Source organism: Pseudoalteromonas sp. QJM3NY_22 (assembly GCF_056173065.1).
The window spans coordinates 3,096,796-3,111,086 of the sequence record NZ_CM149655.1 but is presented as its reverse complement, the minus strand read 5'-3'; the positions used below and the strand labels follow the sequence as shown (position 1 = coordinate 3,111,086).

Below are 14,291 nucleotides of genomic sequence, written 5' to 3'. Positions count from 1 at the left end.
TCTATTCTGTTTCGGCGTTGAATTTTTTACGTAATGCCTGATGAATTTTTGCTTGCTCTTCATCAGTCAGCGCTTGGTATTCGTTATTAGATACAACAAAGAAATCCTCGGCACGTTCACCCACCGTGGTAATACGGGCAGCGTGAATGTGCAGTAAATGCGCTTGGAAAACTTCGGCTATTTTGGTTAGTAAACCTTGTATATCGACGGCTTGAATTTCTATTAAGCTACGGTCTTTGCGTGCATGTGGGCGCAACACAATTTTAGGTTTAATATTAAAATCTTTAAAGCGTTGAGAGCGGCTCTTTTTAAAGCGAATTTTTTTACGTGGATCGCTAAGTGCTTGCTCAAGTCCACGTTTAATTGACTGCGCTCGACCACTTGCAATAGGGTCGCCACTTACTTCAAGTATTACAAAGCTGAATAGGACGTAACCGTCTTTTGTTGTCAGCACTTGCGCGTGCTGTATTTGTGCTTTTTTAGAGCCAATGACACTCACTAATCTCGCAAATAGTGCACCAGAGTATGGGCTGTATACAAATACTTGTGTACCACCATGCATTGCTTTGTTAGATACAATTACACTGGGTTGGCTTAAATCGGTGCTGCTTAATAAATGCTCACTTTGCCACGATATTTGTTGTTCGCTAAAGGCGGTAAAGTAGTTCGCTTTAAAGCGACTCCAAATTAAATCAATTTTATTCTCAGGGTAACCTAAGTTGAGTAGACGTTGTTTAGCTTGGTGCTTTTTATCGCGAATTTGGTCGCGCTGATCCATTGGGTTTTCAAGCCCTAGGCGTAATGCGCGTTGCGTGTGCAAGTACAATTCACGCAGTAGGGTGTTTTTCCAATCGTTCCATAAGTTGTCGTTGGTTGCACGTATGTCGGCAACGGTTAAACAATATAGGTAATCGAGTTGGCGCTCTGTTTTAATACGTGTTGCAAAGTCTTTTATTACAGCAGGGTCGTTAATGTCTTTACGCTGTGCGGTAACCGACATAAGTAAATGGTTACTTACAAGCCATGCTACTAATTTTGCATCAGCCGATGAAAAACCATGTAATTTAGCAAAGGCTATAGCATCAACAGCGCCAAGTTCTGAGTGATCGCCCCCTCGGCCTTTAGCGATGTCGTGAAATATACCTGCTAAATAAAGTAGCTCCGGTTTATCCATACGAGTGACTATTTCACTGCAAATAGGAAACTCGCTAATACCGGTTTTATCAAAGTATTGGTAAATGTTTTTGATTAACTTATGCGTGTGTTCATCTACGGTGTACGCATGAAACAAATCGAACTGCATTTGCCCAAATATATTACGCCACTGCGGTAAGTAGGCGGCAAGCATGCCGTGTTTGTGCATTAACGTAAATGCGCGCCCCATACCGTTAGGGTGTTTGACTAAGCGTAAAAATGCTTCACGACAGGCTGCATAATCTTGTAAATCACCCAATAAACGACGGCGTACTTGTCGAATAGTACGAATAGTACTTGGGTAAATATGGGTGATTTCGGGGTTGTCGGCGATGTGCTCAAACAATACAAAGAGCTGGTCACGTCTAAAAAATACGGATGGATCTTTTACGCGTATTTGATGGCCAACACGTTCAAAATTTCTGTCGAGTACTTCTACAACATTTTCACTGTTTTGTGGTGAAATGCTTTGTTCAAAATACGAAAGCAGCATTTGGTTAAGCTCGCGTACGCGGCTCATTATTCTAAATAAGCGTTTCATCATACGCTCAACCGAGGCTTTACCATCGCTGCCAAAACCTAAAATTTCGGCGGCTTGGGGTTGATGATCAAACAATAAACGGTTTTCTGAACGCCCTGCAGCCAAATGAAGAGCAAAACGAATGTTCCATAGGTTTTCTAGGCACTCTGATAGCTCTTGAAACTCTTCGTGAGTCAGATAACCGTGGCTAATTAGCTCTTGCAGTGTTTCGGCTCTAAAGTGTTTTTTAGCAACCCAAATGATGGTTTGTAAGTCGCGAAGGCCACCGGGGTTTTCTTTAATGTTTGGTTCAAGGTTATACGCAGTGCCGTGGCATTTTCTGTGACGTAAGTTTTGCTCTTGTACTTTGGCAACAAAAAAGTCGCTAGAACCCCAAACAGGGGTTTCTAGTACAAAGGTTTTAAGTTTTTCGAACTCGATATGGTTGCCAAAAATAAGCCGACTTTCGAGCAAGCTGGTGGCGAAGGTAACGTCTTCACGTTTTTGCTCAATAGCTTGCTCAATGGTGCGCACACTGTGGCCAATCTCTAAGTTGAGATCCCACAGCATAGTGACAAACTGGCCTATTTTTTCGCATATTTCTTCACTGGGTTGTTCAGTGACTAAAAGTAGAAAATCAATATCGGAATAAGGATGAAGTTCGCCGCGTCCATATCCGCCCACAGCAATTAGCGCTAAATCAGGTTCGTGCGATAACTCATAAACATGAAAGAGCTTAATTAATAGGCGGTCAATAAACTCAGCCCGGGCATTAATTAAATTCCCAACCGGTTGCTTAGAAAATTCGTTATGTAGCCATTTATAAAAATAGCTAAAACAATCGCGATAATCACTAAGTTGCTCAGCATCGCTAAGCAACTTTTTTACTTTGTTGGGTAATGCCACGTGGGCTGGCTCCTTGTTTAACCTTTCACACGGATAAGATTTTTCTTATCAAGTGTTTCGGTTTTATTAGTGTTCTATTATCCTGTCGATAGTATCATCCGATCGTAGCGTTAAAATTTCAACACCATTTTCGGTCACTAATAAAGTATGTTCCCACTGTGCAGACAAACTACGGTCGCGTGTTACTACTGTCCAATCATCTTTAAGAAGCTTACATTGGCGTTTACCCGCATTAACCATAGGTTCAATAGTTAAACACATACCTGCTTTTAAGGCTTCGCCAGTGCCGGCTTTACCATAATGCATTATTTGTGGTTCTTCATGAAACCCTGCGCCAATACCGTGACCGCAATATTCACGTACGATTGAGTAGTTAAAGCTTTCTGCATATTTTTGAATCGCTGAGCCAATATCGCCTAAGCGCACACCTGGTTTTACCATTTTAATAGCAAGGTATAAGCTTTCTTGTGTTACTTCTGCAAGACGCTTAGCTTGAATGTTTGGTGTACCAACGTGGAACATTTTAGATGTGTCGCCGTGGTAACCGTCTTTAATGACAGTTACGTCAATATTTATGCTGTCGCCTTCTTTTAATGCTTTGTCATTTGGAATTCCGTGACAAATAACGTGATTAACTGACGTACAAACTGATTTTGGAAAGCCATGATAATTTAATGGAGCAGGGATTGCTTGTTGCACATTAACAATATAATCATGACAAAGTGTATTTAGCTCATCGGTGGTAACACCTGGCACTACATGAGGGCCGATCATTTCAAGTACATCGGCCGCTAAGCGCCCAGCTACGCGCATTTTCTCTATTTCTTCAGGGGTCTTGATAATAGCGCTCATTGAGGCTCCAAAGTTGAGTTTTTAACATTTATCGTCGAACAAATTTTGCACGCGACGTTGAGTATTTAATTTTAATATGGTATAAAGCGCGCCGTCTTTTTACAAATAAATTCTTAAATGATTTTTTGTATTTAAGGCAAACACAATTTGATTTTAACACACACACGTATCGTCACATACACTTGGGTGCATTTGAAGTTTAATTACTTCGGTGTTGGTGCTATGGGATATGTGGAGGCCTAACCCTAAACAACTATAGAGGATCTATAAAATGGCAAATGTTTCAATGCGCGATATGCTTCAAGCTGGTGTTCACTTTGGTCACCAAGCACGTTACTGGAACCCTAAGATGAAGCCTTTCATCTTCGGTACACGTAACCGTGTTCATATCATCAACCTTGAGCAAACAGTACCAATGTTCAATAACGCACTTAAGTTTTTAACTGGTGCTGCTTCAAACAAAGGTAAAGTTCTTTTTGTTGGTACTAAGCGCGCAGCAAGCGAAGCAGTTAAAGAAGCAGCTATTGCAAGCGACCAGTATTACGTTAATCACCGTTGGTTAGGTGGTATGTTGACTAACTGGAAAACAGTTCGTCAATCAATCAAGCGTCTTAAAGACCTTGAAGTACAAAGCCAAGACGGTACTTTCGAGAAATTAACTAAGAAAGAAACGTTAATGCTTAACCGCGAAATGGACAAGCTTGAAAAAAGCCTTGGTGGTATCAAAAACATGGGCGGTCTTCCAGACGCGCTTTTCGTTATCGATGCTGACCACGAGCACATTGCTATCCGTGAAGCTAACAACCTAGGTATTCCAGTTGTTGCAATCGTTGATACTAACTCTAATCCAGACGGCGTTGATTTCATCGTTCCTGGTAACGATGATGCTATCCGTGCTGTAAGCCTTTACACTAGCGCTGTTGCAGCTGCTATCACTGAAGGTCGCGAGAATAACATCGTTGCTCAAGCTGAGAAAGACGATTTCGTTGAAGCTGAGTAATTAGCTGTCATCAAGTCTTCATCTTTTTAAGGTGAAGACTTGCTATTCTTGTAGAGCGGGTAACCCGCTTATCTAAACCAGATTTCAGATTTGAGGATTTACTAATGGCTGTAACTACTGCCCTAGTTAAAGAATTACGCGAGCGCACAGGCGCTGGCATGATGGATTGTAAAAAAGCGTTAACTGAGACTGATGGCGACATCGAGTTAGCGATTGAAAATATGCGTAAAAGTGGCGCTGCTAAAGCTGCTAAAAAAGCAGGTAACATTGCTGCTGAAGGTACTATCATCATCAAGCAAAATGCGGGTGTTGCAGTACTAGTAGAAGTTAACTGTCAAACTGACTTCGTTGCAAAAGACGTAAGCTTCTTAGCATTTGCTAACAAAGTTGCTGACGCTGCAATTGCTGACACAATCTCTATCGAAGACTTACAAGCTAAGTTTGAAGAAGACCGTGTTGAGCTAGTTACTAAAATTGGCGAAAACATCAACGTACGTCGTATACAGTACGTAACTGGTGAAAACCTAGTTGAGTACCGTCATGGCGATCGTATCGGCGTTGTTGTTGCTGGTGTTGCTGATGAAGAAACACTTAAGCACGTTGCAATGCACGTTGCTGCATCTAGCCCTGAATACTTAACACCTTCTGATGTGCCTGCTGATGTTGTTGAAAAAGAAAAGCAAGTACAAATCGAAATCGCGATGAATGAAGGCAAGCCTGCTGAAATCGCTGAGAAGATGGTTGTTGGTCGTATGAAGAAATTTACTGGTGAGGTTTCTCTTACTGGTCAAGCTTTCATCATGGAACCTAAAAAATCTGTTGGCGATATTCTTAAAGAGAAAAACGCAACAGTTACTAGCTTCGTACGTGTAGAAGTTGGTGAAGGTATCGAGAAGAAAGAAGAAGATTTTGCTGCTGAAGTTGCTGCTCAAATTGCTGCAGCTAAAGGTCAGTAAGATTAACTATTTGTGATGCAAAAGGAAATTAGATGCAATTAAAGTACTATTTGGTTTTGCTTCACAGCTAGAAATTCTTTAAAATAACCGCGCTTTTATGTTTAACATAAGCGCGGTTATTTTTTATCCATAATTCAATAAAAGTTGGCCCCAATACTATGACTATCAATCGTAAACCTATTTTTAGACGTGTTCTTCTCAAATTAAGTGGTGAAGCTTTAATGGGAGACGAAGGCTTCGGTATCGATCCTAAAGTTTTAGACCGTATGGCACAAGAAATTAAAGAGCTAGTAGAGCTCGACGTAGAAGTGGGTTTAGTTATTGGTGGAGGTAACTTTTTACGCGGTGGATCGCTTGCAGAAGCAGGTATGAATCGCGTTGTTGGTGACCATATGGGTATGCTTGCAACAGTTATGAATGGCCTTGCAATGCGTGACGCGCTGCATCGTGCATTTGTAAATTGTCGTTTAATGTCGGCTATCCCATTAAATGGTGTGTGTGATGCATATAACTGGGCTGAAGCAATTAGCTTATTAAAAACGGGCCGCGTTGTTATTTTTGCAGCGGGTACGGGTAATCCATTCTTCACGACTGATTCTGCTGCGTGTTTACGCGGTATTGAAATTGAAGCTGATACTGTAATTAAAGCAACGAAAGTGGATGGCGTGTACAGCGATGACCCTGTAAAAAACCCAGAAGCGACGCTTTATCGCCACTTAAGCTACAATGAAATCATCGATAAAGAATTAAAAGTTATGGATTTAGCGGCATTTACTCTAGCCCGCGATCACAATATGCCGTTGAGCGTATTTAACATGAATAAATCAGGCGCGCTAAAACGCGTAATTATGGGTGAAGAAGAAGGAACACTTATTTCTTCACAAGCCTCAGATGAAATAATCAAATAATTAGGATTAAACCGTGATTAACGATATTCAAAAAGACGCGCAAGCGCGCATGCAAAAAAGTGTAACTGCACTAGGTAGCCAATTATCTAAAATTCGTACTGGCCGCGCACATCCAGCTATCTTAGATGGCATTATGGTGTCGTACTACGGTGCACCAACGCCTTTAAACCAAGTTGCTAACGTGACAATTGAAGATTCTCGGACACTTGCTATTGGTGTATTTGATAAGTCTTTGGCGCAAGCTGTTGAAAAAGCGATTATGGCGTCTGACTTAGGCTTAAACCCTATGTCAGCAGGTACTGTTATTCGTGTACCACTTCCTCCACTTACAGAAGAGCGTCGTAAAGACTTAATCAAAATTGTACGCGCTGAAGTTGAAGGTGGTCGTGTTGCTATTCGTAATATTCGTCGCGATGCTAATGGCGATGTGAAAGCGTTATTAAAAGATAAAGACATATCAGAAGATGAAGCGCGTCAATCAGATGATGCGATTCAAAAACTTACTGATAAGTTTATTAAAGAAATGGATACTCTATTAGCTGCCAAAGAAACTGAATTGATGGAAATCTAGGCAACTAAAATTATTAGTTTTGAAACGCCGTCTGGGGTATACTAGGCGGCGTTTTTTTATGGAATATTCAATCTTTATGGTTCTAGACGCTGACACAATTTCACAGCAATGTTTACCTAAACATGTTGCCATCATAATGGATGGTAATGGACGTTGGGCGCAAGCTAGAAATAGACCTCGTGTATACGGGCATAAAAAAGGCGTGGATGCCGTTCGTCAGTCTGTTCAGTTTTGCACTAAGTTAGGGATACAATCGTTAACTTTATTTGCTTTTAGCAGTGAAAACTGGCGCCGACCTGAGAATGAAGTGAATACGTTAATGGAGCTTTTTTTGTTTGTTTTAACAAAAGAAGTTAAAAAGCTTCACAAAAACAATGTAAAACTGACCATTATTGGAGACTTATCACGATTCTCGGAGAGCTTGCGTAGTAAAGTATATTCCGCACAAGCGTTGACTGAGAATAACACCGGGCTGCACTTAAATGTTGCAGCTAATTATGGTGGTCGTTGGGATATGGCTAATGCAGCTAAGCAACTTGCGTTGCAAGTAGAAAAAGGCACACTTAACGCCGAAGATATTACCGAAGAGCGTTTAGCGCAGCATATGAGCATGGCAGATCAGGCAGAACCTGATTTACTTATTCGCACTGGTGGCGATGTTCGTATTAGTAACTTTTTATTATGGCAAGCCGCTTACGCAGAACTTTACTTTACCGACACACTTTGGCCTGATTTTAATGAAGCAGCATTTGCTGAGGCCATTGCGTGTTACGTTGCCAGAGAGCGACGTTTTGGTTGTACGGGCGAACAAATAAAACAATTACTCGCTCAAACCTAAATAGAATAAGGGTCACAATTTTGTTAAAACAACGCATTTTAACCTCGCTCGTGCTAGCGCCTTTAGCATTAGCATTGGTTTTTTATACACCGCTTACGTTATTTAGTTATTTTGCAGGTGCAATAGTATTATTAGGTGCATGGGAATGGTCTGCATTTATGGGTCTGTGTGACAAACTCAAAAGAAGTGCTTTTGTACTTTTAGTTGCGGCTTTACTCGCAGTGCTCAGCTTACATTGGCCAATTGAAGCTTTATGGCAAAATGGTAAATTAGTGGGTGATGCAAATTATTTATTTACACTTGCATTTGCTTGGTGGATTGTTGCCAGTTATTTAGTATGGCGTTATCCCGCTATGGCGAAAGCTTGGAATGAAGGCCTCGTGATGCGAGGCATCGCTGGTTTACTAACGCTTGTGCCATTGTGGCTTGCACTTAATACCTTACGTAGTGCGCAGTATGCTGAATCTGCTCATTTTGGTTCTATGCTGATTTTAGTCGTTTTAGGTATTGTGTGGAGCGCTGATGTGGGTGCCTACTTTACTGGAAAAAGTTTTGGTAAGCATAAATTGATGCCTAAAGTGAGCCCAAATAAAACAATTGAAGGGCTCGCCGGTGGTGTCGTTGCTGCTGTTATTTTTGTATTAATATTTTGTCATTTCACCGATGTTGATTTAGTTGTTTGGCCTGTATACGCCATTATGACCGCTTTGATTGCGTTGTTTTCTGCTGTAGGTGACTTACTCGAAAGCATGTTTAAACGCGAAGCTGGCTTAAAAGACAGTGGTAATTGTTTACCTGGACACGGTGGGATTTTAGATAGAATTGATAGCTTAACCGCTGCGGCTCCAATGTTTGTTATGTGTTATGCATGGACGCTGAGTTTATGAGCCCAAAGCAACAACTGGTTATTTTAGGTGCAACAGGGTCTATTGGCTCAAGCACATTAGATGTTGTATCGCTAAATAAAGAACTATTTGATGTTTTTGCTTTAACCGCCGGACAAAATGCAAAAAAAATGGCTGCGTTATGCATAGAGCATGAACCTGTATATGCAGTTATGGCTTCGCAAACGGCTGCTGAGCAGTTGTCATCGTATTTAACTAATACTCAGTGTAAAACTAAAGTAAGGCATGGCGAGCAAGCTATGAGTGACGTGTGTGCTTATCCTAATGTTGATGTTGTTATGTCGGCAATTGTAGGTGCTGCTGGTTTATTGCCAACATTAAGTGCAGTAGAAGCAGGTAAAAAAGTACTGCTTGCCAATAAAGAATCACTTGTGATGTCTGGCCAGTTGTTTATTGACAAAGTTAAACAACATAAAGCAACTTTACTACCAATTGATAGCGAACATAATGCTATTTTTCAATGTCTACCTTCTTCGTTACAAAATGCCAAAGGCGATCAAAATTTACAGCAACATGGCGTAAGTAAAATTTTGCTTACCGGTTCTGGTGGCCCATTTTTAACCCGTGATATAAATACGTTAAAAGATGTCACTGTTAGCGAAGCAGTCGCTCACCCTAATTGGTCTATGGGTCAAAAAATATCAGTAGATTCGGCCACTATGATGAACAAAGGCTTGGAGTTTATTGAAGCCAAGTGGTTATTCAATTGTGACACCAGTGATATTGATGTAGTTATTCATCCGCAAAGCATTATTCATTCAATGGTGCAGTACCACGACGGTTCTATTTTAGCGCAAATGGGTAACCCTGATATGCGCACTCCTATTGCCCATGCACTTGCATATCCTGAGCGAATTAATGCGGGTGTAAAGCCTCTCAATTTCTCTGATATTACAGACTTTTCATTTACCAAGCCTGATTACGCCCGTTATCCTAATTTACAACTTGCGGTTGATGCATGTAGTGCAGGGCAAGGTGCTACAACGACAGTAAATGCAGCGAATGAAATAACAGTAAACGCGTTCTTAAATGGTAAAATTGGTTTTACCGATATATACAAAATAAATGCACAAACACTTGAAGCTGCAACGTACACCAATGTGCAAAGCTTAGATGAAATTTTAGAGTGCGATAAATTAGCGCGGATTAGCGCTTTGCAATTTATAACAAAAGTGGCGCATTAATATGTTTGATTTTTTTTGGAACCTAGGCTCATTTATTTTAGCGCTTGGTATTTTAGTGGCCATACATGAGTACGGCCATTTTTGGGTTGCGCGCAAAATGGGCGTTAAAGTGCTGCGTTTTTCAATTGGTTTTGGTAAACCACTTATAAAATGGCACGATAAATATAATACTGAATACGTAATTGCAGCAATACCACTAGGCGGTTATGTAAAAATGCTTGATGAGCGCGTTGATGAAGTACCACAAAACCAACGTCACTTATCGTTTAATGCTAAATCGGTTCAAGCGCGTATTGCTATTGTTGCAGCGGGTCCTATGGCAAACTTTTTGTTTGCTATTTTTGCACTTGCTGTCATGTATATGGTAGGTGTGCAATCGGTTAAGCCAGTTGTTGGCAGCGTTACTGAAGGGAGTCGAGCGGAGCAGGCGGGCATAATGCCAAGCCAGCATATTATTAAAATTGGCGATGACGATATAACAACGTGGCAAGATGCTACATTTGCACTAATGTCGAGCTTAGGTGAGGAAAGCGTTGAGGTTACGGTTCGTGATAAAAATCTACAACCACGTATTAAAACGCTTAATTTAGATGGTTGGAAACTTGATCAGCAAGATGTTCCGCCACTGAGTTCGTTAGGTATTGTTCCATTTAGACCTCAGGCAACACTGACTATTGCCGCAGTGACTGAAAATTCAGCAGCAAAACAAGCAGATTTGAAGGTTAATGACACTATTTTGGCTGTAAATGGCGAAACAATAAGCAGTTGGCAGCAATTAGTTAATCTTATTACGCAATCGGCTAACAAATCTTTACAATTTAGTGTAAAAAGACAAGATAGTATAAAAAGCATTACAGTAACCCCGCAAAGCCGCCTTGATAATAGCGGTATTGAACAGGGCTTTTTGGGCGTAGCACCGGTTGTTCAACAATGGCCAGAAGGGTATGTAGATACTAGACAATACGGCCCTCTTGACAGCATTGTCCGAGGCACAAAAGAAACATGGCGCTTGATTACTCTTAGCTTTGACATGATAGGTAATTTAATTACAGGCCAAGTTTCTGTTAAAAATTTAAGTGGTCCGGTGGGCATTGCAGTCGGTGCTGGAACTAGCGTAAGCTATGGCTTAGTTGCATTTTTAAGCTTCTTAGCCTTGATTAGCGTTAACTTGGGTGTATTTAATTTATTACCCTTGCCAGTGCTTGATGGTGGACACTTAATGTATTACATAATTGAACTTTTTCGTAAAAAGCCAGTCTCTGAAAAGACACAAGAGTTTGGTTTTAAAGTGGGAGCCTTGCTACTCATTTTTCTAACATGTTTCGCTTTGTTCAATGATGTATCACGTTTGTAGCTACAGCGTGACAATTACTAATTAGAACACGATTGTAAAGCATCATTAATTTTAGGTGCTAAGCGGTAATACAGTTGTATAGGATAAAGATAATAAAATGGCTATAAAAAAACATTTGGCAGTTTCAAGTTTATTGGGTGCAAGCTTTGCAGCACTGGGCCAAACTTCCTTTATTGTTGAAGATCTTAAAGTTGAAGGCTTACAGCGCGTAGCACTGGGTGCTGCATTAACGCATATTCCTATCAATGTGGGCGATAATGTTGACGACTATACGATTTCAAAAACAATAAAGTCACTTTACCGCTCTGGTCACTTTGACAACATAAAAGCACTTCGTGATGGCAATAATGTTATTTTTAAAGTAACAGAACGTCCTACGATCAGCTTTATTGAGTTTGAAGGCAATAAAGATATAAAAGACGAGCAACTTAATGAGTCGCTTGAACAACAAGATATTCGCCAAGGTGAACCGCTTGATAAAACTGTTATCGATAATATCGAAAAAGGGTTAGTTGAGTTCTTCCACAGTATTGGTAAATACAACGCTAAAGTTGATATTAGTGTAACTAAATTACCACGTAACCGCGTTAAGCTTAAATTAGAGTTTGATGAAGGTGATGCCGCCTCTATCCGCCAAATAAACTTGGTTGGTAACGAACTTTTTTCTAATGAAGACTTATTAAAGCTTGCCGAGTCACAACAAGATTTACCGTGGTGGCAATTTATGGGCAGCGACCGTTACCAAAAGCAAACGGTTGAAGGCGATTTAGAAAAAATTCGCAGCTTTTATTTAGACCGTGGTTACTTACGATTTAATATCGATTCAACACAAGTGTCAGTAAGTCCAGAACGTGAGTCAGTATATGTTACAGCCAACTTAACTGAAGGCGTAAAATACAAAGTTAAGGGTTTTGATTTTATTGGTGACTTACTTGGCCGCGAAGACTTAATTAAAAGTGTTATTCCACTTCGTGCAGGCGAGTTATATAACGGTTCAGTAGTAACGTCTTCTGAAGAGTTTATTAAAAGTTACTTAGCACGTTTTGGCTACGCAAATGCTGAAGTACGTACCATTCCAGAGATTGACGACGAAAAGCAAGAAGTGCAATTAACGTTGTCGGTTAATCCGGGTAAACGTGTTTATGTGCGTCGTATTATTGTTGGTGGTAACCAAAATACGGCTGATGAAGTATTGCGCCGCGAAATGACACAACTTGAAGGTGCTTGGTTATCTAATCAGAACCTTGAGCGTTCAAAACTACAAATTCAACGTTTGGCCTACATGGAAAAAGTTGATTTTAATGTAGTGCCAGTCCCTGGTGTGGATGATCAAGTAGATGTTGATTTTACAGTAAAAGAGCAATCAGCCGGTAGCTTTAATGCCGGTCTGGCATATGGTTCTTACCAAGGCTTACAATTTAATATTGGTGTGACAGAATCTAACTTTTTAGGTACTGGTAACCAAATTGGATTCAATATTAATACCTCTAAGGGTTCTGAACGTGTAAGTTTATCGTACACTGACCCTTACTTTACGCCTGATGGTGTATCACAAGGTAGTAGTATTTTTTACAGTAACTATGATGCGAGTGCCTTTAGTCTTGTTGACTACAAATCGAAAAGTTACGGTATCGGTACAAATATAGGTTTCCCAATTGATGCGATTAATCGTATTAACTTTGGTGTGCGCTGGATCAAAGAAGAGCTATCGGATATTGCTGAGTATGAGCAAACACGAGTATTGCGTGAAACATTCTTAGATCCGGAAAACCCAGATGCTGGTTTCGATTTTAATAAATATGAGCTAAGTGTAGGTTGGTCGCGCGTTACTGTTAACCGTGGTTTATTTCCAACAGCGGGCTCACGTCAAACACTTAACCTAACTGCGACAACGCCAAATTCTGATCTTCAGTACTTCAAACTGAATTACGATTCACGTTTTTATTGGCCTATATCAAATGACCACCGTTGGGTATTTTCAACGCGTGCAGCGCTTGGTTATGGTAACGGTTACGGTTCAACAAATGGTTATGATCAAACATTACCATTTCAAGAATACTTTCGTATAACTGAAATGGAACTTCGTGGCTTTGACCGTAATACAATATTACCACGTGCTGTATCGCGTATACCGCAGTCTATTCCGGGTACACCGGGCACAGACGGTGCTACAACAGGCACTATAGGCGGTGCGTCTGAGTTTGATGTATTAATACCTCAAGGTCGAATTGGTGGTAATGCTAAAGCGGTAGCTGGAATGGAACTAATTGTTCCTACGCCTTTCTTAGATGAAGAAAATACCAGTTCTGTCCGTACGAGTTTCTTTGTTGATGCGGCAAACGTTTGGGATACTGAATTTAATGTAGATCGCTTTCAAAACTTAGGTGTTGATGAGCGTGCCAAATTAGACGATTATTCAGATCCGCTGCGTTTTAGGATTTCAACCGGTTTATCATTACAGTGGATCTCTCCAATGGGTCCTATGCTGATAAGTTTTGCGTATCCATTGCAAAAAGAAGAAGATGACGATACGAAAACCATCAGTTTTAATATTAGTAACACTTTTTAAAGGAGCTTTTTATGAAAAAATTATTTAAATCAACAGCAGTAGCTGTTTTAGCAACACTTATTATGGGAACTTCTGCGAGTGCACTTGCACATAAAGTAGGTATCGTAGATATGCAGGAAATTTATAAACAAATTCCTCAAATGGCAAAAATCGAACAGTCTTTACAAACAGAGTTTGCTGAGCGCCGTCAAGAACTTGAAAAGTTACAAGGTGATATTCGCTTTGAGGCTGAAAAGTTTAAGCGTGAAAGCACAACGATGAGCCAAGTTCAAAAAGATGCACTACGTGACAAAATTCAAGGTATGCAAAAAAACCTTGCTGAACAAGGTCGTCCTTTAGAGCAAGAAATTAAAGCACGCCAAAACCAAGAACTTGCTAAAGTTCAGGGTGTTATTATTAAAACAATTGAAGAAATTGCTAAAGATGGCGACTTTGATGAAGTTAAAGTAAAAGACACGACAATTTACTTTAACCCTAAAGAAGTTACCGATCTTTCATCTAAAGTTGTAGCCGCTGTTAGTAAGAAATAATCAC

At 40.4% G+C, this 14,291-nt stretch carries 12 protein-coding genes; 10 read left to right on the top strand and 2 right to left on the bottom strand.

Features of this window, described 5'->3' with window-relative positions; genetic code table 11:
• Nucleotide 1: 1 nt before the first annotated feature.
• Together glnD and map are read right to left on the bottom strand one after the other, a co-directional pair.
• Nucleotides 2–2,620: a [protein-PII] uridylyltransferase gene (gene glnD / locus AC0VZ4_RS14195; RefSeq protein WP_475439978.1), complete on the bottom strand. Its 2,619-nt coding sequence runs from the start codon at nucleotides 2,618–2,620 to the stop codon at nucleotides 2–4.
• A 66-nt stretch (nucleotides 2,621–2,686) separates the two neighbouring features.
• A complete protein-coding gene (map, locus tag AC0VZ4_RS14190) occupies nucleotides 2,687–3,472 on the bottom strand; it encodes a type I methionyl aminopeptidase (protein ID WP_475439977.1) in 786 nt (261 codons plus the stop codon).
• Nucleotides 3,473–3,743: 271 nt separating this feature from the next.
• On the opposite strand from map, the gene rpsB reads away from it, so the two are divergent.
• The 10 genes from rpsB (at nucleotide 3,744) to AC0VZ4_RS14140 (ending at nucleotide 14,287) form a co-directional block, all read left to right on the top strand.
• Nucleotides 3,744–4,472, top strand: coding sequence for a 30S ribosomal protein S2 (gene rpsB, locus AC0VZ4_RS14185; RefSeq protein ID WP_007376819.1), 729 nt, complete (start codon nucleotides 3,744–3,746; stop codon nucleotides 4,470–4,472).
• 104 nt (nucleotides 4,473–4,576) lie between these two features.
• Entirely contained in the window at nucleotides 4,577–5,428 is an 852-nt protein-coding gene (tsf, locus tag AC0VZ4_RS14180) for a translation elongation factor Ts (RefSeq protein ID WP_008133872.1), read from the top strand.
• A 158-nt stretch (nucleotides 5,429–5,586) separates the two neighbouring features.
• Nucleotides 5,587–6,336: a UMP kinase gene (pyrH, locus tag AC0VZ4_RS14175; RefSeq protein WP_008133874.1), complete on the top strand. Its 750-nt coding sequence runs from the start codon at nucleotides 5,587–5,589 to the stop codon at nucleotides 6,334–6,336.
• A 49-nt stretch (nucleotides 6,337–6,385) separates the two neighbouring features.
• A complete protein-coding gene (gene frr, locus AC0VZ4_RS14170) occupies nucleotides 6,386–6,907 on the top strand; it encodes a ribosome recycling factor (RefSeq protein ID WP_370587472.1) in 522 nt (173 codons plus the stop codon).
• A gap of 58 nt (nucleotides 6,908–6,965) precedes the next feature.
• Nucleotides 6,966–7,745, top strand: coding sequence for an isoprenyl transferase (locus tag AC0VZ4_RS14165; protein ID WP_475439976.1), 780 nt, complete (start codon nucleotides 6,966–6,968; stop codon nucleotides 7,743–7,745).
• A gap of 20 nt (nucleotides 7,746–7,765) precedes the next feature.
• Nucleotides 7,766–8,632, top strand: a complete 867-nt coding sequence (locus AC0VZ4_RS14160) for a phosphatidate cytidylyltransferase (protein ID WP_475439975.1) — start codon at nucleotides 7,766–7,768, stop codon at nucleotides 8,630–8,632.
• The gene (gene ispC / locus AC0VZ4_RS14155) at nucleotides 8,629–9,834 is read left to right on the top strand and encodes a 1-deoxy-D-xylulose-5-phosphate reductoisomerase (RefSeq protein WP_475439974.1); all 1,206 of its coding nucleotides are present in this window, start codon (nucleotides 8,629–8,631) and stop codon (nucleotides 9,832–9,834) included. Before AC0VZ4_RS14160 ends, ispC begins: the two co-directional genes overlap by 4 nt.
• Before the next feature lies 1 nt (nucleotide 9,835).
• Complete coding sequence (gene rseP, locus AC0VZ4_RS14150) at nucleotides 9,836–11,188, top strand: sigma E protease regulator RseP (protein ID WP_475439973.1); 1,353 nt, start codon at nucleotides 9,836–9,838, stop codon at nucleotides 11,186–11,188.
• A 97-nt stretch (nucleotides 11,189–11,285) separates the two neighbouring features.
• Complete coding sequence (bamA, locus tag AC0VZ4_RS14145) at nucleotides 11,286–13,757, top strand: outer membrane protein assembly factor BamA (protein WP_007376810.1); 2,472 nt, start codon at nucleotides 11,286–11,288, stop codon at nucleotides 13,755–13,757.
• 11 nt (nucleotides 13,758–13,768) lie between these two features.
• Nucleotides 13,769–14,287: an OmpH/Skp family outer membrane protein gene (locus tag AC0VZ4_RS14140; RefSeq protein WP_007376809.1), complete on the top strand. Its 519-nt coding sequence runs from the start codon at nucleotides 13,769–13,771 to the stop codon at nucleotides 14,285–14,287.
• The last annotated feature ends 4 nt before the right edge of the window (nucleotides 14,288–14,291 follow it).